Annotated in this window: 23 protein-coding genes; 14 read left to right on the top strand and 9 right to left on the bottom strand. The window is 62.4% G+C overall.

Annotation, left to right across the window (positions count from 1 at the left end; translation table 11 throughout):
* Positions 1-211 precede the first annotated feature (211 nt).
* Complete coding sequence (locus AB7M33_RS12120; RefSeq protein WP_454242887.1) at positions 212-880, top strand: hypothetical protein; 669 nt, start codon at positions 212-214, stop codon at positions 878-880.
* A gap of 973 nt (positions 881-1,853) precedes the next feature.
* Here the strand turns inward: AB7M33_RS12120 and AB7M33_RS12115 are convergent.
* Positions 1,854-3,842 carry a sensor histidine kinase gene (locus tag AB7M33_RS12115; protein ID WP_454242886.1) on the bottom strand — a complete coding sequence of 663 codons (1,989 nt, stop codon included), beginning with the start codon at positions 3,840-3,842 and terminating at the stop codon, positions 1,854-1,856.
* Positions 3,843-4,107: 265 nt separating this feature from the next.
* Here AB7M33_RS12115 and AB7M33_RS12110 point away from each other — a divergent pair, with 265 nt between their 5' ends.
* From AB7M33_RS12110 to AB7M33_RS12095, 4 genes are all read left to right on the top strand, one after another.
* The gene (locus tag AB7M33_RS12110; RefSeq protein WP_085272375.1) at positions 4,108-4,905 is read left to right on the top strand and encodes a hydroxymethylpyrimidine/phosphomethylpyrimidine kinase; all 798 of its coding nucleotides are present in this window, start codon (positions 4,108-4,110) and stop codon (positions 4,903-4,905) included.
* Positions 4,906-4,919: 14 nt separating this feature from the next.
* Positions 4,920-5,543, top strand: coding sequence for a thiamine phosphate synthase (gene thiE, locus AB7M33_RS12105; RefSeq protein ID WP_027592630.1), 624 nt, complete (start codon positions 4,920-4,922; stop codon positions 5,541-5,543).
* Positions 5,544-5,560: 17 nt separating this feature from the next.
* Complete coding sequence (gene hemL / locus AB7M33_RS12100; protein WP_454242885.1) at positions 5,561-6,844, top strand: glutamate-1-semialdehyde 2,1-aminomutase; 1,284 nt, start codon at positions 5,561-5,563, stop codon at positions 6,842-6,844.
* A 188-nt stretch (positions 6,845-7,032) separates the two neighbouring features.
* Positions 7,033-7,578 (top strand): tetratricopeptide repeat protein, encoded by a 546-nt coding sequence (locus AB7M33_RS12095; RefSeq protein WP_027592628.1) that lies wholly within the window; start codon positions 7,033-7,035, stop codon positions 7,576-7,578.
* A 6-nt stretch (positions 7,579-7,584) separates the two neighbouring features.
* Here AB7M33_RS12095 and AB7M33_RS12090 read toward each other — a convergent pair whose 3' ends face one another.
* A complete protein-coding gene (locus AB7M33_RS12090; protein ID WP_027592627.1) occupies positions 7,585-7,911 on the bottom strand; it encodes a DUF1820 family protein in 327 nt (108 codons plus the stop codon).
* Between the two features lie 250 nt (positions 7,912-8,161).
* Here AB7M33_RS12090 and AB7M33_RS12085 point away from each other — a divergent pair, with 250 nt between their 5' ends.
* From AB7M33_RS12085 to lnt, 4 genes are read left to right on the top strand one after another with little or no spacing between them, the layout of a single operon-like run.
* Positions 8,162-9,160, top strand: a complete 999-nt coding sequence (locus AB7M33_RS12085) for a PhoH family protein (protein ID WP_027592626.1) — start codon at positions 8,162-8,164, stop codon at positions 9,158-9,160.
* Positions 9,153-9,626, top strand: a complete 474-nt coding sequence (ybeY, locus tag AB7M33_RS12080) for an rRNA maturation RNase YbeY (RefSeq protein WP_099455387.1) — start codon at positions 9,153-9,155, stop codon at positions 9,624-9,626. The genes AB7M33_RS12085 and ybeY overlap by 8 nt, the downstream gene beginning before the upstream one ends.
* A gap of 25 nt (positions 9,627-9,651) precedes the next feature.
* Positions 9,652-10,491 (top strand): HlyC/CorC family transporter, encoded by an 840-nt coding sequence (locus AB7M33_RS12075; RefSeq protein ID WP_027592624.1) that lies wholly within the window; start codon positions 9,652-9,654, stop codon positions 10,489-10,491.
* Between the two features lie 8 nt (positions 10,492-10,499).
* Complete coding sequence (lnt, locus tag AB7M33_RS12070; protein WP_099430532.1) at positions 10,500-12,017, top strand: apolipoprotein N-acyltransferase; 1,518 nt, start codon at positions 10,500-10,502, stop codon at positions 12,015-12,017.
* 126 nt (positions 12,018-12,143) lie between these two features.
* On the opposite strand, the gene AB7M33_RS12065 is transcribed toward lnt, so the two are convergent.
* Complete coding sequence (locus AB7M33_RS12065) at positions 12,144-12,905, bottom strand: YdcF family protein (protein WP_454242884.1); 762 nt, start codon at positions 12,903-12,905, stop codon at positions 12,144-12,146.
* Between the two features lie 132 nt (positions 12,906-13,037).
* Positions 13,038-13,352 (bottom strand): hypothetical protein, encoded by a 315-nt coding sequence (locus AB7M33_RS12060; protein WP_027592621.1) that lies wholly within the window; start codon positions 13,350-13,352, stop codon positions 13,038-13,040.
* Positions 13,353-13,579: 227 nt separating this feature from the next.
* Here AB7M33_RS12060 and leuS point away from each other — a divergent pair, with 227 nt between their 5' ends.
* The 5 genes from leuS (at position 13,580) to AB7M33_RS12035 (ending at position 19,666) form a co-directional block, all read left to right on the top strand.
* Positions 13,580-16,186 (top strand): leucine--tRNA ligase, encoded by a 2,607-nt coding sequence (leuS, locus tag AB7M33_RS12055; protein WP_454242883.1) that lies wholly within the window; start codon positions 13,580-13,582, stop codon positions 16,184-16,186.
* 60 nt (positions 16,187-16,246) lie between these two features.
* Positions 16,247-16,852, top strand: a complete 606-nt coding sequence (locus tag AB7M33_RS12050) for an LPS-assembly lipoprotein LptE (protein WP_186677453.1) — start codon at positions 16,247-16,249, stop codon at positions 16,850-16,852.
* Positions 16,853-16,890: 38 nt separating this feature from the next.
* Positions 16,891-17,928 carry a DNA polymerase III subunit delta gene (holA, locus tag AB7M33_RS12045; protein WP_027592618.1) on the top strand — a complete coding sequence of 346 codons (1,038 nt, stop codon included), beginning with the start codon at positions 16,891-16,893 and terminating at the stop codon, positions 17,926-17,928.
* A 193-nt stretch (positions 17,929-18,121) separates the two neighbouring features.
* Positions 18,122-18,286: an alternative ribosome rescue factor ArfA gene (arfA, locus tag AB7M33_RS12040; RefSeq protein ID WP_016501800.1), complete on the top strand. Its 165-nt coding sequence runs from the start codon at positions 18,122-18,124 to the stop codon at positions 18,284-18,286.
* A gap of 60 nt (positions 18,287-18,346) precedes the next feature.
* Positions 18,347-19,666, top strand: coding sequence for a lytic murein transglycosylase (locus tag AB7M33_RS12035; protein WP_265969533.1), 1,320 nt, complete (start codon positions 18,347-18,349; stop codon positions 19,664-19,666).
* Between the two features lie 117 nt (positions 19,667-19,783).
* Here AB7M33_RS12035 and AB7M33_RS12030 read toward each other — a convergent pair whose 3' ends face one another.
* From AB7M33_RS12030 to AB7M33_RS12010, 5 genes are all read right to left on the bottom strand, one after another.
* Positions 19,784-20,722, bottom strand: a complete 939-nt coding sequence (locus AB7M33_RS12030; RefSeq protein ID WP_454242882.1) for a S66 peptidase family protein — start codon at positions 20,720-20,722, stop codon at positions 19,784-19,786.
* Positions 20,723-20,808: 86 nt separating this feature from the next.
* A complete protein-coding gene (gene lipA, locus AB7M33_RS12025; RefSeq protein WP_027592615.1) occupies positions 20,809-21,825 on the bottom strand; it encodes a lipoyl synthase in 1,017 nt (338 codons plus the stop codon).
* Between the two features lie 2 nt (positions 21,826-21,827).
* Positions 21,828-22,475 carry a lipoyl(octanoyl) transferase LipB gene (gene lipB / locus AB7M33_RS12020; protein WP_027592614.1) on the bottom strand — a complete coding sequence of 216 codons (648 nt, stop codon included), beginning with the start codon at positions 22,473-22,475 and terminating at the stop codon, positions 21,828-21,830.
* Positions 22,475-22,750: a DUF493 domain-containing protein gene (locus tag AB7M33_RS12015; RefSeq protein ID WP_012312556.1), complete on the bottom strand. Its 276-nt coding sequence runs from the start codon at positions 22,748-22,750 to the stop codon at positions 22,475-22,477. Before AB7M33_RS12015 ends, lipB begins: the two co-directional genes overlap by 1 nt.
* Before the next feature lie 75 nt (positions 22,751-22,825).
* Positions 22,826-23,986 (bottom strand): D-alanyl-D-alanine carboxypeptidase family protein, encoded by a 1,161-nt coding sequence (locus AB7M33_RS12010; protein ID WP_027592613.1) that lies wholly within the window; start codon positions 23,984-23,986, stop codon positions 22,826-22,828.
* Positions 23,987-24,101 lie beyond the last annotated feature (115 nt).

Raw genomic sequence — 24,101 nt, 5'->3', positions numbered from 1 at the left:
CAAAAATGGCCAAAGCGCTCTCCCGGAGCAAATGCCTCTCCTATGCCGTCGCGCTTTGGGGTGAAAAAAATATACGTTCGAGGCTTTTGGTGATTTTTATGATCACTGGCGCCATTACATCCCCCAAGTCCAGCATCCGCAGAGGCATACTGGATGCACGAGACTACGATCAACTACCCAGCAATTTGAGAACAAAATTAGTTGTCGCTTCATGGACGAGCACCATCGGATTTATATGGCTTACTATCAACTACTTTTTAATATAGCCACTGCAGAGAAAATACAATGCAGACTCCCGATAAACGTCAAGCCGTACTGCCAACTTCCTCGCCTTCAACGCCAAAACACATTTAGCGCCTGTGAGATCGAGCGCCGTCCGCGCGGCGCTTCGCAGCACAATGCTGCACCTATACACGGAACTTTCAGCGAAAACAATGAAACTACTTATGGCGACAACATCATGCTTCATGATCATGACCGGACTGGCACTTCATATCCGCTTGGCGCAACCCAAAACGCTGGAGACAATGATTTCTGCATTACCAAGCAGTTACTGGCTGAAATTGAATGTTGCCATATGGGGCAAACAAAGCCTTCGCTCACGACTACAGCTAACAGGAGTCGTATCAGCCGTATTATTCTGGCCAATAAAAAATCTGCATACCCGCCACAACAAACTAGACCCAAAAGATATCGACAAATTCCCGAAAAACTTAAAAAAACAGCTACTGCTCTGCAATTATCTACTTTACCTAGGCGCAGCCTGCTTTGGTATAACTTACTTCATATACAGCTAGCACCACATAGGCAAAACTGCTTTGACTGGAAGCGTTGGCGGCATGAAACATGGCGAATCAATCTTCGAAGGCTCTGGGAATGATTGATCACCTTGACGTGAAACTAAGGCTATTTTTGTTAGGCACTCCTATCTGCCTCGCCTTGATCGGGCTTGCATCTGACCTTCACATCGCTTGCTCTCGCCAATATAAAGAAATGACCTCAGCACTCCAACGGAGCGCGTGTCTTCCATTTGCGACCGGCATGTGGGGAGAGAAAAAAATAGGTTCCAGAATTCTAGTTATTTCTGTAATCGCTGGCGCCATTGGATCCCCCGCTTCGAGCATTCGCAGCGGACTACTGAATGAGCAAGACCACTTACAATTCCCTAGGTATTTAAGAAGAAAAATACTCATTGCATCTTCGTTAAACACTATTGGAGTTGTCTGGGTAGCGGCATATTACCTAATGAAACTGATAAAATGAGAGACAAAACATATGATTTCAGTAAAAGGCACAATACCAAACCACAAACAAGCTTACGCGCCCAAAGACGCTAGTTGCGGATAAACCCACTCCCACACGGAGCGCGCATCTTTCAGTCTAAACATAACGCCTGTGGGAGCGGGTTCACCCGCGAAAGGGCCGGTACAGCCAGTACAAGAGTCAATGCATCAAGCCCAACTCGGCATCATCCAGCAACGCCTTGGCCATGGCTCCCGTGCAGATATCGCAGGGGCAAGTCTTGAGAATGCATCAGGGCTGACAGGTGCTCGCCACAACACATTTAGCGCCTATGAGACCGAGCGCCGCCCGCGCGGCGCTTCGCAGCACAAGGCTGCTCATCTGTTTCGGGCCAGTCACGCCTGTGAGGGCGGCGCGCGACCGCCTTGTTGGTCCGACACGATATCGCGCCATGCACCAAGGGATCGCGCGGAATAACTGGCCCGGAAGAAATGTAGGAGCAGCCTTGTGCTGCGAAGCGCCGCGCGGGCGGCGCTCGATTTCCCAGGCGCTATACCTCCCGTGGCGGGCGCCTGTCAGCCCCAAACGCGTCGTGCCCGCTATCGATACACCTAGAAGGAGCGACGCGTCTGCTGCGAGTGCGGAGGCAACTGCACCTGCGATATCGCGACTTTCATCGTCAACTCGAACCGGCTCCCCAACCCGCGCGTAGATTCATGCGACAGCGTGGCCCCCAGCAACTCGCCCATCTGCCTGCAAATCGACAAGCCGATCCCCAGCCCGCCATAACGCCGGGTCATAGAACCATCAACCTGGAAAAAACGCTGATAAAGCGTGGCCTGGTCGAGATCATCGAAGCCGATGCCACTGTCACTGACCGTAAAGGTAAGCGCCAGGTTGTCCGGCCCCAGGCGCTGGCCACGCACCTGCAGCATGACCCCGCCCTGATCGGTGAACTTCAGGCCGTTGTCCAGCAGGCAACCCAGGCAACGGGCCAGTTTTTGCGCATCGGACAGCAGCGCGTCTGGCAGATCGGCAGGTATGTCCAGGCTCAGGTACAACCCTTTACCCAGCGCCTGGCCAGCGTGCGCGGCTCGCAAGCCTTGCAGCATGTTACGCAGGCTGAAGGGCGCGGCCTGCACACGCAAGCGGCCGCCCTGTAGCTCGGAGAGGGTGAGGATGTCGTCGACCATGTCCATCATGCTCTGCGCCGACGTGACCGCTGTGCGATGGTACTGGGCCATTTCGGCCTCCATCGGCAGGGTGTGCATCAGCTCAAGCGAGCCGATCACACCATTCATCGGGGTGCGCAGTTCATGGGTGACCGTGGCCAGGAACTCATCCTTCATGCGGTTGCTCCTGGCCAGTTGCAGGTTCAACTGCTCGAGGGTTCGACCGGTTTCACGCAGGGTCTGCGCCTGTTGCTCGCGCAGGCTGTTGATACGGTCGGCCAGCGCCAGCGACAGCAGCGCCACCTCCAGCGCCGAGCCCAACTGGCTGGCATACATCGTGATAAACACGTTCGGCAGGTAACCCAGCACCATCAAGGTGTTGACCAGCCCGCCCAGCAAAAACGCCGACCAGGCGATGATGAACCAGCGCGCCACCCGCAAACCGCGCGACCAGGCATACACGCCAGCGGCAAAGATGCTGACGGTGAACAGCAACGCCAGCACCGTGGCCATGCGCAGGGCGATGCCATACGGCATGCTCACGGCCAGTACCATCACCAGCCCGCCGCCCAGCATCAACAGTTGCAACAACCGGTCGAAGCCACGGCTGATCCTGCCCAATTGCAGAAAATGCCGGGCGAACTGGCAGCCGAACAAACCGGCAGCGCCAATGAACAAGGGCGTCGAGGCATTCGCCCACCAGGGGCTGTCCGGCCAGAAGTAGGCGACCCCCGCACCGTTCACCGAAACCTGATAAAGACCGAACGAGGCAATGTAGAGGATGTAGTAGAGGTAGCTGACATCCCGCACGCTGAGGTAGATGAACAGGTTGTACACCAGCATCACCAGCAACACGCCGTAGATCATGCCCAATACGTACAGGCGCGTGGGCTGGTCCTCCATGTAGGCCTCGGCCGACCATAGCGCCAGCGGCGCCTGCACCGACCCCTGGCTGTGCAAGCGCAAGTAGACGGTGGTCGCCTGGCCTGGGGGCAGCGGCAACTCGAACAGGTAGTTGTTCTGCCGGATCTGCCGGCTGGCGTAAGGCAAGGCGTCGCCCGTGCGCTGGGCCAGGCGGTAAGTACCGGTGCTGTCGGGCAGGTACAACTCGAGGTGATCCAGAGGTGGGTAGGCCAGTTCCAGCAGCCATTGGCGGGGGGTGGCAGTGGCCGACGGCAGGTAACGCAGGTCGATCTTCAACCAGAACACCGACGTGGAATAACCAGCGTTCAACACCGGCTCGTGATGGGCCCGAAAGTGGTTGGCGAACGTGGGCTCACTGACTTGGGCAATGCTGGTATTGCCATCAGGGTCTTCGAAGACCTGAAGGGTTTCGCCCAGCGGAAGATGGCGGGTAGCGTCGTCGAAGTCGACCGCAACGGCCAGCACGGGCAACAAGCCCAGAAGCACAATCAGCAAATAGCGCATACAGCCCCAGCATGGCCTGTCCGGTCGCGTCGCGGTTGCCTCCCATCCGTTTGAGACGACGTAATCCGGCAGAACCCGTTTGTCGAGTTATCCGAGCACTCTAGCATAGCTTTCCTACCTGGCAATCGGCCATCTCGAATTGCGACCAAAAGGCTCTAAATCAATACTTTCAGCAGAACATCACACCTGAATCTGACCAGTCGATCAGCAAAACTCGTTTGTAGGACGATCCCCACAAATGGGTTTGGTGGTAAGCTCGCCGCCCATGAATACCTACAGCTCCCGCCCCGTTGTCCTCTGTCTCTCCGGCCACGACCCCAGTGGCGGCGCCGGCTTGCAGGCAGATATCGAAGCCCTGATCGCCCAAGGCTGTCACGCCGCACCCGCGGTGACCGCCCTGACCGTCCAGGATACCGTCAATGTTTCCGACTTCCGCGTGCTCGACCGCGAGTGGGTGCTGGCCCAGGCCAACGCTGTGCTGGCTGACTCCACGGTAGCGGCCGTCAAGCTGGGCATGCTCGGTTCGATCGACATGGTCGACACCGTCGCCGAGCTGCTTGCCGCCCACCCGCACCTGCCGCTGGTCTGCGACCCGGTCCTGCGTGCTGGTGGCGGTGGCCGCCTGGGCAAGGACGAAGTGGGTTACGCCGTGCGCGAACGCCTGCTGCCGCTGGCGACCATCGCCACGCCGAACCTGCCGGAAGCGCGCATTCTCGCCGAGCTGCCTGAAGGCACTGCCGACGAGTGTGCCGAGAAACTGTTGCCGTTCTGTAGACACCTGTTGATTACCGGGGGTCACGGCGACGAAGACGAAATACACAACCGCCTGTACAGCCGCGATGGCCAACGCCTGACCTGGACCTGCCAACGCCTGCCAGGCAGCTACCACGGTTCCGGTTGCACCCTGGCCAGCGCCCTGGCCGGTCGACTGGCCCTGGGCGAAGCACTGCAAAGCGCTGTGCGCAGTGCCCTGGATTACACCTGGCGCACCCTGCGTGACGCCGAGCAACTGGGCAAGGGCCAGTACGTGCCGCGCCGCCTGCCCCTGGATTTCTGCTCCTGATACGAGGCTTTCAGATGAAGCTACGCGGTCTGTACGCAATCACCGACAGCCAGCTGCTCGCCGGCCGTTTTCTGTCCCATGTCGAAGCGGCCCTGGACGGCGGGGTGCGACTGTTGCAGTACCGCGACAAGAGTGACGACGCCGCGCGTCGCCTGCGCGAAGCCGAAGCCTTGAAGCAACTGTGCGAGCGCTACGACACCCAGCTGATCATCAACGACGACGCCGAACTGGCCGCACGCCTGGGTGTCGGCGTGCACCTGGGCCAGACCGACGGCCCGCTGACCCCGGCCCGGGCGTTGCTGGGCCGCGAGGCCATCATCGGCTCGACCTGCCACGCGCAGCTCGACCTGGCCCGCCAGGCCGCCAGCGAAGGCGCCAGCTACGTGGCCTTCGGTCGCTTTTTCAACTCCGTGACCAAGCCGGGCGCACCGGCCGCCAGCCTCGACCTGCTGGAACAGGCCCGCGCCCAGGTCAAGCTGCCGATCGCCGTGATCGGCGGCGTCACCCTCGACAACGCTGCCCCGTTGGTCGCCCATGGCGCCGACCTGCTGGCGGTGATCCACGGCCTGTTTGGTACCGATAGCGCGCAGGAAGTCACCCGCCGCGCCCGTGCCTTCAACGCCCTGTTCGCTTCCTGATTTCGAGAGAAGATCCCATGTCCCGTTCCGAAACCCTGTTCGCCCAAGCCCAGAAGCACATCCCGGGCGGCGTCAACTCGCCCGTCCGCGCGTTCAAGAGCGTTGGCGGCACGCCGCTGTTCTTCAAGCACGCCGAAGGCGCCTATGTCGTTGACGAAGACGACAAGCGCTACGTCGACTACGTGGGTTCCTGGGGCCCGATGATCCTCGGCCACGGCCACCCTGAAGTGCTCGATGCGGTGCGCAACCAGCTGCAACACGGCCTGTCCTACGGCGCCCCGACCGCCATGGAAACCGAGATGGCCGACCTGGTCTGCTCGCTCGTGCCGTCGATGGAAATGGTCCGCATGGTCAGCTCGGGCACCGAAGCCACCATGAGCGCCATCCGCCTGGCCCGTGGCTACACCGGCCGCGACGCCATCATCAAGTTCGAAGGCTGCTACCACGGCCACTCCGACAGCCTGCTGGTGAAAGCCGGCTCGGGACTGCTGACCCAGGGCGTGCCAAGCTCGGCGGGCGTGCCGGCGGACTTCGCCAAACACACCCTGACCCTGCCGTTCAACGACATTGCCGCGGTCGAAAAAACCCTGGCTGACGTCGGCCAGACCGTGGCGTGCATCATTGTCGAGCCGGTGGCCGGCAACATGAACTGCGTACCGCCAGCCCCGGGCTTCCTCGAAGGCCTGCGCGAGCAGTGCGACAAGCACGGCGTGGTGTTGATCTTCGACGAAGTGATGACCGGCTTCCGCGTCTCGCTGGGCGGCGCCCAAGGCTACTATGGCATCAACCCCGACCTGTCGACCTTCGGCAAGATCGTCGGCGGCGGCATGCCGGTCGGCTGCTTCGGCGGCAAGCGCGAAATCATGGGCTGCATCGCCCCGCTGGGCCCGGTCTACCAGGCCGGTACCCTGTCGGGCAACCCGCTGGCCATGGCAGCCGGCCTGACCACGCTGAAACTGATCAGCCGCCCAGACTTCCACGCCGAACTGACCGATTTCACCAGCCGCATGCTCGACGGCCTGCAACAGCGTGCCGATGCCGCTGGCGTACCGTTCGTCACCACGCAGGCGGGTGCCATGTTCGGCCTGTACTTCAGCGGCGCCGATGACATCGTCACCTTCGACGACGTGATGGCCAGCGATGCGGATCGCTTCAAGCGCTTCTTCCACCTGATGCTCGACGGTGGCGTGTACCTGGCGCCAAGCGCGTTCGAGGCGGGCTTCACCTCCATCGCCCATGGCGACAAGGAGCTGCAGATCACCCTGGATGCGGCTGAAAAGGCCTTTGCTGCACTGAAGTAAACCGCCACATTTGCCCCTGTAGGAGCGCCCTTACAGCCCTTTCGCGACGTAAGGCCGCTCCTACACAATCAGCTGACTTCCCCAACCCGACAGAATTTCGCGTAAAACTTTGTAAGGTTGGCGCTGCTTATCCCATAATGTGCCACCAGAGACATTGGCCGCAGCTTTGCAGAGGTAAGTCGATCCCCATGAACCGCACCGGCCGCGCCCTGACCCTGGGCTGCCTGTTGCTTCTACAGCCCCTGCTGGCCCTGGCGGAGGGTGGTAACTCATTGCTGATTCCAGCGACGAGCCGCTGCACCCTGAATGTTCAGCCAGAAGACCTCGCCAATGCCCTCAAGGCCTGCGAGCAGACGGCGACGACGGGGGATGCCCAGGCGCAGTTCGAACTGGGCGAGTACTACTACACCCAGACGCCCAAAGACCTGAACAAGGCCCTGAACTGGTTTCAGCAGGCCTCGTTGCAAGGCCACGCCCAGGCCCAATACCGGCTTGGCGCCATGTTCTTCCGCGGCGAAGGGGTCAAGGCCAATAACGTGCAGGCCTACATTCTGCTGAAGATGGCCGCGGTCAACGGCGCTGAAGATGCGCTGGACATGGCCGACGAAGTGACCGAGCAGATGCCCCGCGACGAGCTAGAACACGCGACCCAGGTGCTCGGCCAGATCTTCCGCAAGTACCTGCTTGAACTGCAGAACGCCGAAGGGCGCTCGCCGTTCTCGCCACTTCCTTGAAACGCCCTACTTCTCTGGCATCGGCATGGGGAACGGCATCACATTGCCGCCGCCCTTGGCCTCGCTGATCTTCGCCGTGCCCAAGCGCTCGACCTCGTCGATGCGCACGATCGAATGCATCGGCACGAAGCTGCGGATCACGCCCTCGAACTGGCTCTTGAGCTTCTCTTCGCTGGGGTCGACCACCACCTGGGTGCGCTCGCCGAAGACGAACTCCTCGATTTCCAGGAAGCCCCACAGGTCGCTCTGGTAGATCTGCTTGGCATACATCTCGAAGACCTGCCCCTGGTTGAGGAAGATCACTTTATAGATGGCGGGTTCGCGTTTGCTCATGGTTGGCGGGATAACACATGCGTAAGAAAAGGTGCGCATCATAGCAGTGCCGGCCTCTTCGCGGGTAAACCCGCTCCCACAGGCTCTCCACCGGCCTTGAAACCTGTGCAGTACCTGTGGGAGCGGGTTCACCCGCGAATAGGCCAGAACAGGCCCTACATACCGTTGAACGTTTCAGTGCTTTCGCCACTGCCATTCAAGGGTTATTCTTGAGCTCACACCCATTGCCGTCGGGCGGCTAAAAACGACCTTGAACGCACCCATAGAACCTCATCGTTTCATCCTCGAACCTTTCGAGGCCCACCGTTTCGCCAACTTGTGCGGCCAGTTCGACGAGCACCTGCGCCTCATCGAGCAACGCCTGGCCATCGAGATCCGCAACCGCGGCAATCAGTTCGAACTGATCGGCGAACCCAAGACCACCTCCGCTGCCGAGCAACTGCTGCGCCGCCTCTACCGCGAGGCCAAGGCCACCGACTTGTCGCCAGAAACGGTCCACCTGTACCTGCAGGAATCGACCGTCGAGAACATCGACAACCCGGCGGTCAACGAGGTCAGCGTCTCGTTGCGCACGCGCAAGGGCAACATTCGCCCGCGCGGTGTCAACCAGCAGCGGTACGTCAAGGAAATCCTGGCCAACGACATCAACTTCGGCATCGGCCCGGCCGGTACCGGCAAGACGTACCTGGCCGTGGCCTGTGCCGTAGATGCCCTGGAGCGCGAGCAAGTGCGCCGCATCCTGCTGGTACGCCCGGCAGTCGAAGCGGGCGAAAAGCTCGGCTTCCTGCCCGGTGACCTGGCACAGAAGATCGACCCGTACCTGCGCCCGCTGTACGACGCCCTGTACGAAATGCTGGGCTTCGAACACGTGGCCAAGCTGATCGAGCGCCAGGTGATCGAGATCGCCCCGCTGGCCTACATGCGTGGCCGTACCCTGAACAACAGCTTCATCATCCTCGACGAAAGCCAGAACACCACGCTCGAGCAGATGAAGATGTTCCTCACCCGCATCGGCTTCGGCTCGACGGCGGTGATCACCGGTGACATCACCCAGGTCGACCTGCCGCGTGGCACGAAGTCGGGCCTGGCGCACGTGATCGAGGTGCTCCGGGACGTTCCGGGTATCAGCTTTACCCATTTCCAACCCAAAGATGTGGTTCGTCACCCACTGGTGCAACGCATCGTCGAGGCCTACGACCGCTTCGAAGGCCGTCAGGCCAAGCCAGAGGCACCCGGCAAAGATGCTTGAACTTGACTTGCAACGGGCCACGGACGCCGCCGCCCCTGACGATGCTGCCTTCCGCCGCTGGTGCGAGCTGGCCCTGCGCCAGCGCAGCGCCGACTCGGAGATGACCATCCGCCTGGTCGACGAAGCCGAAGGCCGCGAGCTGAACCACACCTACCGGCACAAGGACTACGCGACCAATGTGCTGTCGTTCCCGGCCGACGTGCCTGATGACCTGCTCGATATTCCCCTGCTGGGCGACCTGGTGATCTGCGTGGCGGTGGTCGAGCGCGAGGCCGCCGAACAGGGCAAAACCCTGGAAGCCCACTGGGCGCACCTGGTCATCCACGGCTGCCTGCACTTGCTCGGCTACGACCACATCGACGATGAAGAAGCCGAGGAAATGGAAGCCCTGGAACGAGAATTGCTGGCAGAACTGGGTCACCCTGACCCGTATGCCGACGATGAAGACGAAACCATCACACACTGATACTGCAAGGATCACGAGAACCGCCATGAGCGAAGATCGATCGAGCAACGGGCAAAAGTCCTGGCTGGGTAAACTGACCCAGGCTTTTGCCCATGAGCCGAAAAACCGCCAGGAGCTCCTTGAGCTGCTGCGCGAAGCCCATCAGAACAAGCTGCTCGACAGCGAAGCGCTGACCATTGTCGAAGGCGCTATCCAGGTTGCTGACCTGCAGGTGCGCGACATCATGGTGCCGCGCTCGCAAATGATCAGCATCAAGGCCAGCCAATCGCCTCGCGAGTTCCTGCCGGCGGTGATCGACGCCGCGCACTCGCGCTACCCGGTGATCGGCGAAAGCCACGATGATGTGCTGGGCATCCTGCTCGCCAAGGACCTGCTGCCGCTGATCCTCAAAGAGAACGGCGACAGCTTCAACATCAAGGACCTGCTGCGCCCGGCCACCTTCGTGCCGGAGTCCAAGCGCCTGAACGTGCTGCTGCGCGAGTTCCGCGCCAACCATAACCACATGGCCGTCGTCATCGACGAATACGGCGGTGTGGCAGGCCTGGTGACCATCGAGGACGTGCTTGAACAGATCGTCGGTGACATCGAGGACGAACACGACGTCGAGGAAGACAGCTACATCAAGCCGCTGCCCAGCGGCGACTTCCTGGTCAAGGCGCTGACCCCGATCGAGAACTTCAACGAGTTCTTCGACAGCACCTTCTCCGATGACGAATTCGACACCGTGGGCGGCCTGGTGATGAGCGCGTTCGGGCACCTGCCCAAGCGCAACGAAACCACCGAGATCGGTGCCTACAAGTTCCGCATTCTCAATGCCGACAGCCGGCGGATTCACCTGCTGCGCCTGACACCGATCACCCGCTAAGGACAATCATGCGTTGGATCACCCGCCCCGGCTGGCCCGGTAACCTGCTGGCCATGGCGGCCGGCGCTTCCACCCTCCTGGCCCTGGCGCCGTTCGACATCTGGCCGCTGGCCCTGTTGTCCATCGCCCTGCTTTACCTTGGCCTGCGCGAGCTCAGCCCGCGCCAGGCCATGGGCCGCGGCTGGTGTTTCGGCTTTGGCCTGTACGGCGCCGGCACCTGGTGGATCTACGTCAGCATGAACACCTACGGCGGCGCTTCGCCGCTGCTGGCGATCCTGCTGCTGCTGGCGTTCTTCGCCGCCCTTGCCTGGTTCTTCGCCCTGCCCACGTGGCTGTGGGCGCGCTGGCTGCGGCGCAACGAGGCGCCGCTGGCCGATGCCTTGTGCTTCGCTGCCCTGTGGCTGTTGCAAGAGGCCTTCCGAGGCTGGTTCCTGACCGGCTTCCCCTGGCTTTATGCGGGCTACAGCCAGCTCGATGGCCCCTTGGCGGGCTTGGCGCCGCTAGGCGGCGTGTGGCTGATTTCCTTCACCCTGGCGCTTAGCGCTGCCTTGCTGTGCAACCTGCATCGGCTACGCGCCCGGCCCTCGTTCCTGGCCGTCGCCGGCGTGCTGCTGCTCGCCCCCTGGGTTCTGGGCATGGCCCTCAAGGGGCACGCCTGGACCAAGCCTGCGGGTGATCCGCTCAAGGTGGCCGCCATCCAAGGCAACGTCGAGCAGGAGGTGAAATGGGACCCCGCGCACATCGACGCACAGCTGGCGCTGTACCGCGACATGACCTTCACCTCGAAGCCCGTAGACCTGCTGATCTGGCCCGAAACCGCGGTGCCGGTGCTCAAGGACCAGGCCCAGGGCTACATCGACGTGATGGGCCGCTTTGCCGCCGAGCGGCATTCGGCGCTGATCACCGGCGTCCCCGTACGTGAGGTGGTGCACCACCAACGCCGCTATTACAACGGCATTACCGTGACCGGCGAAGGCGACGGCACCTACCTCAAGCAGAAACTGGTGCCGTTTGGCGAGTATGTGCCGCTGCAAGACATGCTGCGTGGCGCGATCGAGTTCTTCAACCTGCCCATGTCGGACTTTGCCCGGGGCCCCGAAGACCAGCCGCTGTTGCAGGCCAAGGGTTACCAGATCGCGCCGTACATCTGCTACGAAGTGGTGTACCCCGAGTTCGCGGCGAGCCTGGCGGCGCGCAGCGACCTGCTGCTGACCATCAGCAACGACACCTGGTTCGGCACCTCCATCGGCCCCCTGCAACACCTGCAGATGGCGCAGATGCGGGCACTGGAAGCCGGCCGCTGGATGATCCGCGCCACCAACAACGGCATAACCGCGCTGATCGACCCGTTCGGGCGCATTACCACGCAAATTCCGCAGTTCCAGCAGGCGGTGCTGTATGGCGAGGTGGTGCCGATGCAGCAATTGACGCCTTACCTGCAGTGGCGCTCATGGCCGCTGGCGATCCTCTGTGTGCTGTTGCTGGGCTGGGCGTTGCTGGCCGGGCGCATCGCCAAGACCGTTTGAGTTCTCCTGCACCGGCCTCTTCGCGGGTAAACCCGCTCCCACAGGATCTCCACTGGCCTCGACGACAGTGGAGACCCTGTGGGAGCGGGTTTACCCGCGAAGAGGCCAGCACAAGCAATACAAGGCTCAATAGAACAACCGATACCCCAGCAACCCAACGGCTTCATTGAGCAACTGCCCGCTTTGCCACATGGCCCGGCTCTCCGGCAGCAACCCACCGAACGGCCGTGCATGATCACGCCCGAGGAATCCCACCGGCGCCGGCACCACCTCGAACCCGGCCTGCTCGAAGCTCCAGCGCGAGCGCTGCATGTGCCACGCCTGGGTCACCACCACCACCCGGCGGATACCCAACGGCTGCAACACCTTGGCGCTCATCTGGGCATTTTCCCAGGTCGTGCGGCTGTCCTCTTCCTTCCACTTCACCTGCACCGCGAAATCCTCATGCAGGCGGTCCGCCATCAACCGCGCCTCGCTCGGCGGCGTACCGTAGTGCAAGCCACCGCTGGTCAGCACCGGCAACCCCGACGCCTTGGCCAGCCGCGCAGCAAAGCGCATGCGCTCAAGGGCCGTTGCCGTAGGCTGGTCATCCCCACCCCAGGCCGGGTCACCGCGCTCACGCCCGGCACCTAGCACAACGATGGCATCCGCCCTACCGGCAAGGCCCGCCCACTCGCTGACCTGCAAAGGCGGTTCGGTTTCCAGCAACCGTGCCGCCTCCTGCACCACCAGGGGCAAACTCATCAGCCACAGGCCACCCAGCCCCACTGCAAAGCACAGCGCCGCCAGCCGCGGGCGGCGGGTACGCAGCCACCAGGCGGCCAGCAGCAGCAGGAACAGGACGCCCGGCGGCATCAGCCATTGCTTGATGAAGAATCGAATGGGCATCGGCTACACCTCCATGGAAGGCGTGCAGCCTAAGAGGATCGACGCCGGGCAACAAGTGTGCGGCCGGCGACGATCGTGAGAAGTGTATTGAAGAACCGGCGCGCGATGGCCTGCGCCTGGCGTCCTGAACGGCTAACGATGCGGCAGCGTCCTGGATCTCGCCGTGCTGGCGGGGCGTTTCTTGTCCTTGAGCCAGATGATCTTGGCCGATGTCGGCTCCGCTTGCGGGTAACTGCCGGCACAGGCATTTTGGCGCTCCGGAAGGGATTCCAGGTAGGCCTTGATCACTTCGAACTCTGCGTGGCTAAGGCCGCGCAACTCCAGCTCGGCTGGACTCTCGTCGCGCAATCGTACCGACGTCCGGGCAACTTCCAATGCCAGGCCAAGGCGGTCGATCAGGCGTTCGTAAAGCTCCGGTTTGATTGCGGGTAGCTGCGTCTCTCCCATCCGTTCACCTCATTGAAGATAAAAATATCTCCCCCCACACCTGAGCTTAGCGTCACTCTAAAAAGCAGCCGTTTGCCGCGACCAGCGGGCATTCGCAATCAAGGTTTCCCACGATGCGCAGCGCTGCTGTATGCTACGGCGTTCACTCTAAACGACACCGGAGTACCGGTTGCAGCGAGGTTCCGCTGCCTGGAACAAGGTCTCTTCTCTCTCAGCCAAAAGTAGCCATGCACGAACAATACACGCCCCGTGATATCGAAGCCGCCGCCCAGAACTTCTGGGACGAGCAACAATCGTTCGCTGTTACCGAACAGCCAGGCAAAGACACCTACTATTGCCTATCGATGTTCCCGTACCCGAGCGGCAAGCTACACATGGGCCACGTGCGCAACTACACCATCGGTGACGTGATTGCCCGCTACCAGCGCATGCTGGGCAAAAACGTCCTGCAGCCGATGGGCTGGGACGCTTTCGGCATGCCCGCGGAAAACGCGGCGATGAAAAACAACGTCGCCCCGGCCAAGTGGACGTACGAAAACATCGACTACATGAAGACCCAGCTCAAGAGCCTGGGCCTGGCCATCGATTGGGCACGTGAAGTCACCACCTGCAAGCCGGACTACTACCGCTGGGAACAGTGGCTGTTCACCCGCCTGTTCGAAAAGGGCGTCATCTACCGCAAGAACGGTACCGTGAACTGGGACCCGGCCGACCAGACCGTGCTCGCCAACGAGCAGGTCATCGACGGCCGCGGCTGGCGTTCGGGCGCGCTGATTGAGAAGCGCGAAATCCCGATGTACTACTTCCGCATCACCGACTACGCCGACGAGTTGCTCGAGAGCCTCGACGAGCTGCCGGGCTGGCCTGAACAGGTCAAGACCATGCAGCGCAACTGGATCGGCAAGTCGCGCGGCATGGAAGTCCAGTTCCCGTTCGACCAGGCCAGCATCGGCCACGAAGGCGCCCTCAAGGTCTTCACCACCCGTCCTGACACGCTGATGGGCGCCACCTACGTCGCCGTCGCCGCCGAACACCCGCTGGCCACCCAGGCTGCCCAAGGCAACCCGGCGCTGCAGGCGTTCATCGACGAGTGCAAGAGCGGCAGCGTCGCCGAGGCCGACATGGCCACCCAGGAGAAGAAGGGCATGCCCACTTCCCTGCTGGTCGAACACCCGCTGACCGGCGAGAAGCTGCCGGTCTGGGTCGCCAACTACGTGCTGATGCACTACGGCGATGGCGCCGTGATGGCCGTGCCGGCCCACGACGAGCGCGACTTCGAGTTCGCCCACAAGTACAACCTGCCGGTCAAGGCCGTGGTGCGCACCAGCGCTGGCGATGAAGTCGGCAACGAGTGGCAGGCTGCCTACGGCGAGCATGGCCAACTGATCAATTCCGGCGAGTTCGACGGCCTGGACTTCGCCGGCGGCTTCGACGCCATCGAAGCCGCCCTGATCCGCAAGGAACTCGGCAAGTCGCGCACCCAGTTCCGCCTGCGCGACTGGGGCATCAGCCGTCAGCGTTACTGGGGCTGCCCGATCCCGATCATCCACTGCCCGTCCTGCGGCGACGTGCCGGTGCCGGAAGACCAACTGCCGGTCACCCTGCCAGAAAACGTGGTACCGGACGGTGCCGGCTCGCCGCTGGCGCGCATGCCCGAGTTCTACGAATGCACCTGCCCGAAATGCGGCACGGCGGCCAAGCGCGAAACCGACACCATGGACACCTTCGTCGAGTCGTCCTGGTACTTCGCCCGCTACGCCTCGCCAAACTACGACCAAGGCCTGGTCGACCCTAAAGCCGCCAACCACTGGCTGCCGGTCGACCAGTACATCGGCGGTATTGAGCACGCGATCCTGCACCTGCTGTACGCGCGCTTCTTCCACAAGCTGATGCGTGACGAAGGCCTGGTCACCTCGAACGAGCCGTTCAAGAACCTGCTGACCCAGGGCATGGTGGTCGCCGAGACCTACTACCGCGTTGCCAGCAACGGCGGCAAGGACTGGTTCAACCCGGCCGACGTCGAGATCGAACGTGACGCCAAGGCCAAGATCATTGGCGCCCGCCTGAAGACCGACGGCCTGCCGGTGGAAATCGGCGGCACCGAGAAGATGTCGAAGTCGAAGAACAACGGCGTCGACCCGCAATCGATGATCGAAGCCTACGGCGCCGATACCTGCCGCCTGTTCATGATGTTCGCTTCGCCGCCCGACATGAGCCTGGAGTGGTCCGATTCCGGCGTCGAAGGTGCCAGCCGCTTCCTGCGCCGTGTCTGGCGTCTGGCCCAAGGCCACGTCAGCCAGGGCCTGCCGGGCAAGCTGGATGTCGCCACGCTGGACGACGCGCAAAAGGTCATCCGCCGCGCCATCCACGCCGCGATCAAGCAGGCCAGCACCGACGTGGGCCAGTACCACAAGTTCAACACCGCCATCGCCCAGGTGATGACCGTGATGAACGTCCTGGAAAAGGCCCCGCAAGCCACCGAACAGGACCGTGCCCTGCTGCAGGAAGGCCTTGAAGCCGTCACCCTGCTGCTGGCGCCGATCACCCCGCACATCTCCCACGAACTGTGGAAGGCGCTGGGCCACGACCAGGCGGTCATCGACGCTGGCTGGCCAGCCGTCGACGAGAGCGCACTGGTACAGGACAGCATCGTCCTGGTGGTGCAGGTCAACGGCAAGCTGCGTGGCCAGGTCGAAATGCCGGCCGCCGCCAGCCGCGAGGAAATCGAAGCCGCCGCCCGCAGCAACGAGAATGTCCTGCGCTTCATCGATGGCCTGACCATCCGCAAGGTCATCGTGGTACCGGGCAAGCTGGTCAACATCGTCGCCAATTGATGGCACGCCCGCCCGCAGGTTCTGCGGGCGGGCGGTACAGGCCCAAGAGGGAGCAACAACATGATCAAACGCAATCTGCTGGTAATCGGCCTGGCCGTCGTGCTCAGCGCCTGCGGTTTCCAGCTGCGTGGCACCGGCACCACCGAGCTGAGCGTCAAAGAGATGGACGTCAGCGCGCGCAATGCCTATGGCGAAACCGTGACCCAGCTGCGTCAGGTTCTGGAGCGTAACGGCGTCAACCTGCACGCGGGCGCACCTTACCGCCTGGTGCTGACCAACGAGCAGGAAAACGAACGCGCCGCGACCTACACCGGTGGCAGCCGCTCGGCAGAGTACGAGCTGACCACGGTACTGAACTACAGCATCCAGGGCCTGAACAACCTGGAACTGCTCAGCGACAAACTGGAAATGCGCAAGGTCTACGTGCGTGACGGTTCCAACATCACCGGTTCCGAGCAGGAAGCCAAACGGGCACGTGACGAAATGCGCCGCGACCTGGTCAACGCCATGGTCGTACGCCTGCAGATGCTGACCCCGACGCAACTCGACGAGCTGCAGCGTAAAGCCGACGAACGCGCCCAGGCTGAAGCCGCCGCGCTGGAAGCGGCACGCCGTCAGCAGGCGGAAACGCCTCAGCAGTCGCCACTGGAAGTTCCGGGCAACTGAGCCCGTGCGGGGCACCTTAGGTGCCCCGCCTGTTTCCGATGAAACTCGCCCCCGCCCAACTCAACAAGCACCTGCAAGGCGCCCTGGCACCGGTTTACGTGGTCAGCGGCGACGACCCATTGCTGTGCCAGGAAGCCGCTGATGCCATACGCGGCGCCGCACGCCAGCAAGGTTTCGACGAACGCCAGGTGTTCAGCGCCGACGCCAATTTCGACTGGGGCACCTTGCTCCAGGCGGGCGCCAGCCTGTCGCTGTTCGCCCAGCGCCGCCTGCTGGAACTGCGCTTGCCCTCCGGCAAGCCCGGTGACAAGGGTGCTGCCGCCTTGATGGAATACTGCGCCAGGCCGGCCGAAGACACGCTGCTGCTGATCAGCCTGCCCAAGCTCGACGGCAGCGCGCAGAAGACCAAGTGGGGCAAGGCCCTGATCGAAGGCGCCCATTGCCAGTTCATCCAGATCTGGCCGGTGGATGCGCACCAGCTGCCGCAGTGGATCAACCAGCGGCTGTCGCAGGCAGGCCTTTCGGCTCAACGCGATGCCGTGGACCTGATCGCCGCCCGGGTCGAAGGCAACCTGCTGGCTGCCGCCCAGGAAATCGAAAAACTCAAGCTGCTGGCCGACGGTAACCAGATCACCGTCGAGACCGTACAGGCGGCGGTCGCCGACAGCGCCCGCTTCGATGTCTTCGGCCTGGTCGATGCCATTCTCAATGGCGAAGCCGCGCACGCCCTGCGCATGCTTGAAGGCCTGCGCGGCGAAGGCGTGGAGCCGCCGGTGATTCTGTGGGCACTGGCGCGCGAACTGCGCCAACTGGCCGGGCTGGCCCAACAGTTCAGCCAGGGCGTGCCGCTGGACAAGGCCTTCAGCCAGGCGCGGCCACCGGTGTGGGATAAACGCCGCCCGCTGGTCAGCAAAGCCCTGCAGCGCCTCTCGGCGCAACGCTGGGCCCAGCTGTTGCAGGATGCCCAGCGGATCGATGCGCAGATCAAGGGGCAGGCCGAGGGCTCGCCCTGGACCGGGCTGGCACGGCTGTCGCTGCTGATGGCCGGGCAGCGGCTAGCGCTGCCTTCCGAATAGCCGGGGCCGCTTCGCGCCCCATCGCGACACAAGGCCGCTCCTACAGCAATCGCGTACCCCTGTAGGAGCGGCCTTGTGTCGCGATGGGCTGCATAGCAGCCCTAAGTCCCCAACCATATACACAATCAATTGGCCCTCCCCCACCCAGCGGCCTACAGTGCGCCCCGAAAGCCACCCATCGGGAATCCGCACCATGAGCAAAAAACCGAAGAAGCACGGCCCCAACAAGGCCAAGTCGATCGTCGCCCAGCCACTGTTCCGCTGCCGCCAGGAACAACCGGACAAGGGCAAAGGCAGCTACCGCCGCGAAGCCTTCCAATCGAGAGATTGGGAGGCTTCTTACTTTTTGGCGGCATGAAAGCATCGAAAGCGCAGGCATGGTATGGTCGTCACCTGACCTGAAATTCTGGATCTGTGCATGCTCCTCAGCCTTCTCCCCCGTTGGAAATCCCGCCAGCTGATCGCGGCCTCCAGCTTCATCCTGCTCGTCGCCTGCGCGGAAAAACCCACCGCCGCCGATGCCTTGCCGCTGGCACCTGCCCAGCCCGCCCCGGTGGTGAATGTGCCTGGTGCAACGCCCGACGCCAGCGCTACTGAGATCCAGCCCCTGCAAACCTTCGCGCAATGGCAGGCTGGCTTCCGCCAACAAGCCTTGCAGGCTGGCATTTCGCCAAACACCTTCGACCGTGCGTTCCTCGGTGTCACCCCCGACATGGACGTGATCAAGGCCGACCGCAGCCAGCCAGAATTCACCCGCCCGGTGTGGGAATACCTGGAAGGCGCACTGTCGCCACTGCGCGTGCGCAACGGCAAGAAGCTGATGGAGCAGAATGCAGAACTGTTGAACCGCATCGAGCAACGCTATGGCGTGGACCGCCAAGTGCTGGTTTCGGTCTGGGGCATGGAGAGCAACTTCGGCCAGTTCCAGGGCAGCAAGTCGGTCATTCGCTCACTGGCGACCCTGGCCTACGAAGGCCGCCGCCCCCAATTCGCCCAAGACCAGCTGATTGCCGCCCTGCAAATCCTGCAGAACGGTGATATCCAGCCAGAGGCCATGCGTGGCTCGTGGGCTGGCGCCATGGGCCAGACCCAGTTCATCCCGACCACTTACAACACCCATGCAGTGGATTTCGACGGTGATGGCCGCCGGGATATCTGGAACAGCACCCCCGATGCCCTGGCCTCCACAGCGCACTACCTGCAGAGCTCTGGCTGGAAACGCGGCCAGCCTTGGGGCTTTGAAGTGCAAGTACCGGCCGGGTTCGACTTCTGGCTGGCCGACGGGTCGCTGCGCAAGCCGGTGAGCGAGTGGCTGCAACTGGGCGTGAAGCTGCCAGCCGGTACTCAGCTGCCCGCCAACAGCAATCAGCTGTCTGCCGCCCTGCTGCTGCCTGCAGGTGCGCGCGGCCCGGCGTTCCTGGTACTGGACAACTTCCGCGCCATCCTCAAGTACAACAACTCGTCGTCCTACGCACTGGCCGTAAGCCTGCTGGGTGACCGGTTCTCGGGCTGGGGCTTCATTGCCGGCAGCTGGCCGAAAGAAGACCTGCCTTTGAGCCGCAGCGAGCGCATGGAGCTGCAACACCTGCTCAACGCCAGCGGGCATGACGCGGGCAATGCCGATGGCATCATTGGCGCCAACACCCGCAAGGCCATTCGCAATGCCCAGCAGGGGTTGGGATGGCCGGCGGATGGGTATCCAACCCATAAGCTGCTCGAGAGCCTGCGCCAGCAGTAAGAACGCTGGGGGCGCGTTGCGCCCCTTTCGCGACACAAGGCCGCTCCTACAAAAGTACGCGGTCCCCTGTAGGAGCGGCCTTGCGTCGCGAAAGGGGCGCAACGCGGCCCCACGATCTCAAGCCCTAAACAAATCCTGCTGCAACACCAGCCTCATCTCCCCACTGTCCAGCACCACCTCAGCCCCCAGCGGCAAGCACACGTTCGGATCACAATGCCCACTGCGCCACCCGGCCAGCACCGGTACGCCCAGGGGCCCGAAAATGTCCTGCAGCAGCGGCGTCAACGCCGCCACGGTGATCCCGGCAAAATCCCCCACCAGCACCCCCTTCACCCCCGCAAGTTTGCCCGCCAGGCGCAACTGGGTCAGCAAACGATCCACCCTGAACAACGGCTCGTTGACGTCTTCGATAAACAGAATGCAGCCCTGCGTATCGATCTCTGCCACCGTCCCCAGGGTCGCCCCCAGCATCGACAGGTTGCCCCCCAGCAAACGCCCGCGGGCAACCCCCGGCACCACGCAGCTCAACGCAAAGTCGGCCGGGTGCGCGATCGTATCCCCTGCACCCACCTGCCCGATCAATTGCGCCAGCAGCGACGACTCGGTCGGCTCTAGTTTGGCGCCCAACAGGTCGGCATTCAGCATCGCCCCATGGAAGGTCAGTAACCCGGCTTTGCGCTGGATAGCCGTGTGCAGCGCCGTGATGTCGCTGTAGCCGATCAGCGGCTTGGGGTTGCAACGGATCAGGTCAAAGTCGAGGCTGTCGAGCAGGCGCATGCTGCCATAGCCGCCGCGCATGCACAGGATGGCGTCGATGGCCGGGTCAGCAAAAGCATCGTGCAGGTCCTGCAGCCGCTGCTGATCGGACCCCGCCAGGTAGCCCTGCGCCTGTTCAACGCCCGGGTAGATACGGCAGCGGTAGCCACGCTCGGTGAACCACTGGCTGGCCTTTTGCGCATCCAGCCGCGCCGGCCCGGCCGGGGCGACGATGGCAAAGCAGGCGTTCTCCCCCAGGGCAGCGGGCAGTAGGGATTCAAAGGTTTCGGCGCAATTCATCGCAACTCCTTGCAGTGCAGGGCACACAAACAAAAATGCCGATGCCGCCTTTCGGCGCGCATCGGCACGGGTGCTTCAGACCAGGCTCAGAGCTTGATCTTGGCTTCGTGAGCCTGCTGGTCAGCATGGTACGAAGAACGCACCAGCGGGCCGGAAGCCACGTTCTTGAAGCCCATCTTGTAGCCTTCTTCGGCGAACCAGGCGAAGGTGTCGGGGTGCACGAAACGCTGTACCGGCAAGTGGCTGCGCGACGGCTGCAGGTACTGGCCGAGGGTCAGCATGTCGATGTCGTGCTCGCGCATGCGGTGCATCACTTCGATGACTTCTTCGTCGGTCTCGCCCAGGCCGAGCATCAGGCCCGATTTGGTCGGTACGTGCGGGACCATCTGCTTGAACTTCTGCAGCAGGTCCAGCGACCAGTCGTAGTCCGACCCGGGACGCGCGGCCTTGTACAGGCGCGGTACGGTTTCCAGGTTGTGGTTGAAGACATCCGGCGGCTCTTGCGCGGTGATCTCCAGGGCCACGTCCATACGGCCACGGTAGTCCGGGACCAGGGTTTCCAACTGCACGCCCGGCGACAAGGCGCGGATCTCGCGGATGCAGTCGGCAAAGTGCTGGGCACCGCCATCACGCAGGTCGTCGCGGTCCACCGAGGTGATCACCACGTACTTCAGGCGCAGGTCGGCGATGGCGACGGCGAGGTTCTTCGGCTCATCGAGGTCCAGTGGCTTCGGTCGGCCGTGGCCAACGTCGCAGAATGGGCAACGACGGGTGCAGATGTCACCCATGATCATGAAGGTCGCGGTACCGCCCGAGAAGCACTCGCCCAGGTTCGGGCAGGAAGCCTCTTCGCAGACGCTGTGCAGCTTGTGCTTGCGCAGCAGTTGCTTGATGCGGTCTACCTCGGGCGAGACCGGGATGCGCACGCGGATCCAGTCAGGCTTTTTCGGCAGTTCATCGGTAGGGATGATCTTTACCGGGATGCGCGCGACCTTGTCGGCACCACGCAGTTTGACCCCAGCTTCCACCTTCTTCGGCGCTGGGCGCGGGGTGGCATCCTGGGTAGGTATCAGGTTCGGCACGGCTTCTTGCACAGTTGTCATATTCAGTCGATTCCGCCCGTGAGGGTCGTCTGCTCAGCGTAGTCGAGGTGCTTGACCAGCTGTCCGCGCAGCCTTGTCCTGACCTCGTTGAGTTCGATCGGGCCTGCCAGATCGCGTAGCTGGGTCATGGCCAGCCCCGCATAACCGCAGGGGTTGATTCGGCGGAATGGCGCAAGGTCCATGTCCACGTTCAGGGCAAGGCCGTGGAACGAACGGCCGTTGCGGATTCGCAGGCCGAGGGAGGCGATTTTCGCTCCATCGACATAGACACCCGGGGCGTCGGGCTTGGCCGCCGCCTGGACATCGTAACTGGCAAGCAGGTCGATCAGGGTCTGCTCGATGCGGCTGACCAGCTCACGTACCCCAAACCCCAGCCGCCGCACATCCAGCAGCAGGTAGGCCACCAGTTGCCCGGGGCCATGGTAGGTCACCTGGCCACCGCGGTCGGTCTGCACCACCGGGATATCACCCGGAATCAGCAGGTGCTCGGCCTTGCCGGCCTGGCCCTGGGTAAAGACCGAAGGGTGTTCGACCAGCCAGATTTCATCCTGGCTGTCGGGCCCTCGCTGCTCGGTAAAGCGACGCATGGCTTCCAGCACCGGTTCATAGGGCTGCAGGCCAAGATCGCGAAAACCGAGACAGGCGGACATCAGAGCACCATTTTCACGATGCCGGTAGCGCGCAGGGCGCTGTTGATATCGTGCAGCTGGTTCTCGCTCTCGGCAACGATGTGCAGTTGCACCGTGGTGTACTTGCCTTCCTTGCTCTGGCGCTCGGCCAGCGTAGCGAGGTCGACCTTGGCGTGTTTGCTGAGGACTTCGATGACCATGTCCTTGAAACCGACAACGGTATCGCCGATGACCTTGATCGGGTAGTCGGCGCAGGGGAATTCGATTTTGTGCGACTTGACGTCAGGTTCGCTCATAGCGGAAACGGCCTCGTAAGCCGTGGCAACAACAACGCTCCCGCCTGAACAGCGGGAGCGTGGCAGGTCACGTTATCAGTTGAACAACCCGTAGAAGAATAGACGGATGCTATCCCACATACGGCGGAAGAAACCACCTTCCTCGACGCCATCGAGGGCGATCAGGTCGGCGCTGTGAACCACGTTCTCGTCCAGTTTGACTTCCACTTTGCCGATCACGTCACCTTTGGCGATCGGTGCGGTGAGCTGCGGGTTCATGGTCATCGAAGCCTGAAGGCGCTTCAATTGGCCTTTAGGCATAGTCATGGTCAGGTCGTTGGCCAGGCCAGCTTTAACCTGGCTGGTGGCGCCCTTCCAGACTGGAGCCTGGGTCAGCTCGGTGCCTTTCTGATAGAAGGTCTGAGTTTCGAAGAAGCGGAAGCCGTAGGTCAGCAGCTTCTGGGTCTCGGCAGCACGGGACTGCTCGCTGTTGGTGCCGAACACCACGGCGATCAGGCGCTGGCCGTCACGTACGGCCGAAGCCACCATGCAGTAACCGGCTTCGTCGGTGTGGCCAGTTTTCAGGCCGTCGACGGTCTTGTCACGCCACAGCAGCAGGTTGCGGTTCGGCTGCTTGATGTTGTTCCAGAAGAACTCTTTCTGCGAGTAAATCGCATAGTGGGCCGGGTCGACGTCGATGATCGCGCGCGCCAGCAGGGCCATGTCGTGCGCCGAGGAGTAGTGCTCGGGGTTCGGCAGGCCGGTCGGGTTCATGAAGTGGCTGTTGGACATGCCCAGGTCAGCGGCCGTCTTGTTCATCATGTCGGCGAAGGCGTCTTCGCTGCCGGCAATGTGCTCGGCCAGCGCAACAGACGCATCGTTACCCGACTGGATGATGATGCCGTGCAGCAGGTCGCTGACAGTCACCTGGCTGCCAACCTTGATGAACATGCGCGAACCACCGGTACGCCAGGCGTTTTCGCTGACGGTGACCGGGTCGTTTTCACCGATCTGGCCGCGGCGAATGTCCAGGGTGGCGATGTAGGCGGTCATCAGCTTGGTCAAGCTGGCTGGCGGCAGGCGCTCGTCACCGTTGTTCTCGACCAGCACGTTGCCGCTGGACGCGTCCATGAGTACGTAGGACTTGGCTGCCAGTTGCGGTGGTGCCGGCATCATCTGCTCTGCCGCGAAAGCAGCAGGCGTGATCATCAGCAGTACGGGCAGGCAAAGTCGTTTGGCAAGGTTGGTGATGTTCATCCGTCTCTCGAAAATCGCTAATGGTCTGAGATGTTGCCTGGGCCACATCGTGTGCCCAGCGCCAGTCAGTCTAGTTTTTAAGGCCTTGGGCCGAGCCCGCACACTGCGGCTTTAT

The sequence above is a fragment of the Pseudomonas sp. Y3 TE3536 genome (assembly GCF_053629175.1).
This window is presented reverse-complemented; position numbering and strand designations above follow the sequence as displayed.

Excerpts from the sequence above, each read along its gene's own strand:
- AB7M33_RS12120 (WP_454242887.1), top strand. The coding sequence starts at position 212 with ATGGACGAGCACCATCGGATTTATATGGCTTACTATCAACTACTTTTT.
- AB7M33_RS12115 (WP_454242886.1), bottom strand. The coding sequence starts at position 3,842 with ATGCGCTATTTGCTGATTGTGCTTCTGGGCTTGTTGCCCGTGCTGGCC.
- AB7M33_RS12110 (WP_085272375.1), top strand. The coding sequence starts at position 4,108 with ATGAATACCTACAGCTCCCGCCCCGTTGTCCTCTGTCTCTCCGGCCAC.
- thiE (WP_027592630.1), top strand. The coding sequence starts at position 4,920 with ATGAAGCTACGCGGTCTGTACGCAATCACCGACAGCCAGCTGCTCGCC.
- hemL (WP_454242885.1), top strand. The coding sequence starts at position 5,561 with ATGTCCCGTTCCGAAACCCTGTTCGCCCAAGCCCAGAAGCACATCCCG.
- AB7M33_RS12095 (WP_027592628.1), top strand. The coding sequence starts at position 7,033 with ATGAACCGCACCGGCCGCGCCCTGACCCTGGGCTGCCTGTTGCTTCTA.
- AB7M33_RS12090 (WP_027592627.1), bottom strand. The coding sequence starts at position 7,911 with ATGAGCAAACGCGAACCCGCCATCTATAAAGTGATCTTCCTCAACCAG.
- ybeY (WP_099455387.1), top strand. The coding sequence starts at position 9,153 with ATGCTTGAACTTGACTTGCAACGGGCCACGGACGCCGCCGCCCCTGAC.
- AB7M33_RS12075 (WP_027592624.1), top strand. The coding sequence starts at position 9,652 with ATGAGCGAAGATCGATCGAGCAACGGGCAAAAGTCCTGGCTGGGTAAA.
- lnt (WP_099430532.1), top strand. The coding sequence starts at position 10,500 with ATGCGTTGGATCACCCGCCCCGGCTGGCCCGGTAACCTGCTGGCCATG.
- AB7M33_RS12065 (WP_454242884.1), bottom strand. The coding sequence starts at position 12,905 with ATGCCCATTCGATTCTTCATCAAGCAATGGCTGATGCCGCCGGGCGTC.
- AB7M33_RS12060 (WP_027592621.1), bottom strand. The coding sequence starts at position 13,352 with ATGGGAGAGACGCAGCTACCCGCAATCAAACCGGAGCTTTACGAACGC.
- leuS (WP_454242883.1), top strand. The coding sequence starts at position 13,580 with ATGCACGAACAATACACGCCCCGTGATATCGAAGCCGCCGCCCAGAAC.
- AB7M33_RS12050 (WP_186677453.1), top strand. The coding sequence starts at position 16,247 with ATGATCAAACGCAATCTGCTGGTAATCGGCCTGGCCGTCGTGCTCAGC.
- holA (WP_027592618.1), top strand. The coding sequence starts at position 16,891 with ATGAAACTCGCCCCCGCCCAACTCAACAAGCACCTGCAAGGCGCCCTG.
- arfA (WP_016501800.1), top strand. The coding sequence starts at position 18,122 with ATGAGCAAAAAACCGAAGAAGCACGGCCCCAACAAGGCCAAGTCGATC.
- AB7M33_RS12035 (WP_265969533.1), top strand. The coding sequence starts at position 18,347 with ATGCTCCTCAGCCTTCTCCCCCGTTGGAAATCCCGCCAGCTGATCGCG.
- AB7M33_RS12030 (WP_454242882.1), bottom strand. The coding sequence starts at position 20,722 with ATGAATTGCGCCGAAACCTTTGAATCCCTACTGCCCGCTGCCCTGGGG.
- lipA (WP_027592615.1), bottom strand. The coding sequence starts at position 21,825 with ATGACAACTGTGCAAGAAGCCGTGCCGAACCTGATACCTACCCAGGAT.
- lipB (WP_027592614.1), bottom strand. The coding sequence starts at position 22,475 with ATGTCCGCCTGTCTCGGTTTTCGCGATCTTGGCCTGCAGCCCTATGAA.
- AB7M33_RS12015 (WP_012312556.1), bottom strand. The coding sequence starts at position 22,750 with ATGAGCGAACCTGACGTCAAGTCGCACAAAATCGAATTCCCCTGCGCC.
- AB7M33_RS12010 (WP_027592613.1), bottom strand. The coding sequence starts at position 23,986 with ATGAACATCACCAACCTTGCCAAACGACTTTGCCTGCCCGTACTGCTG.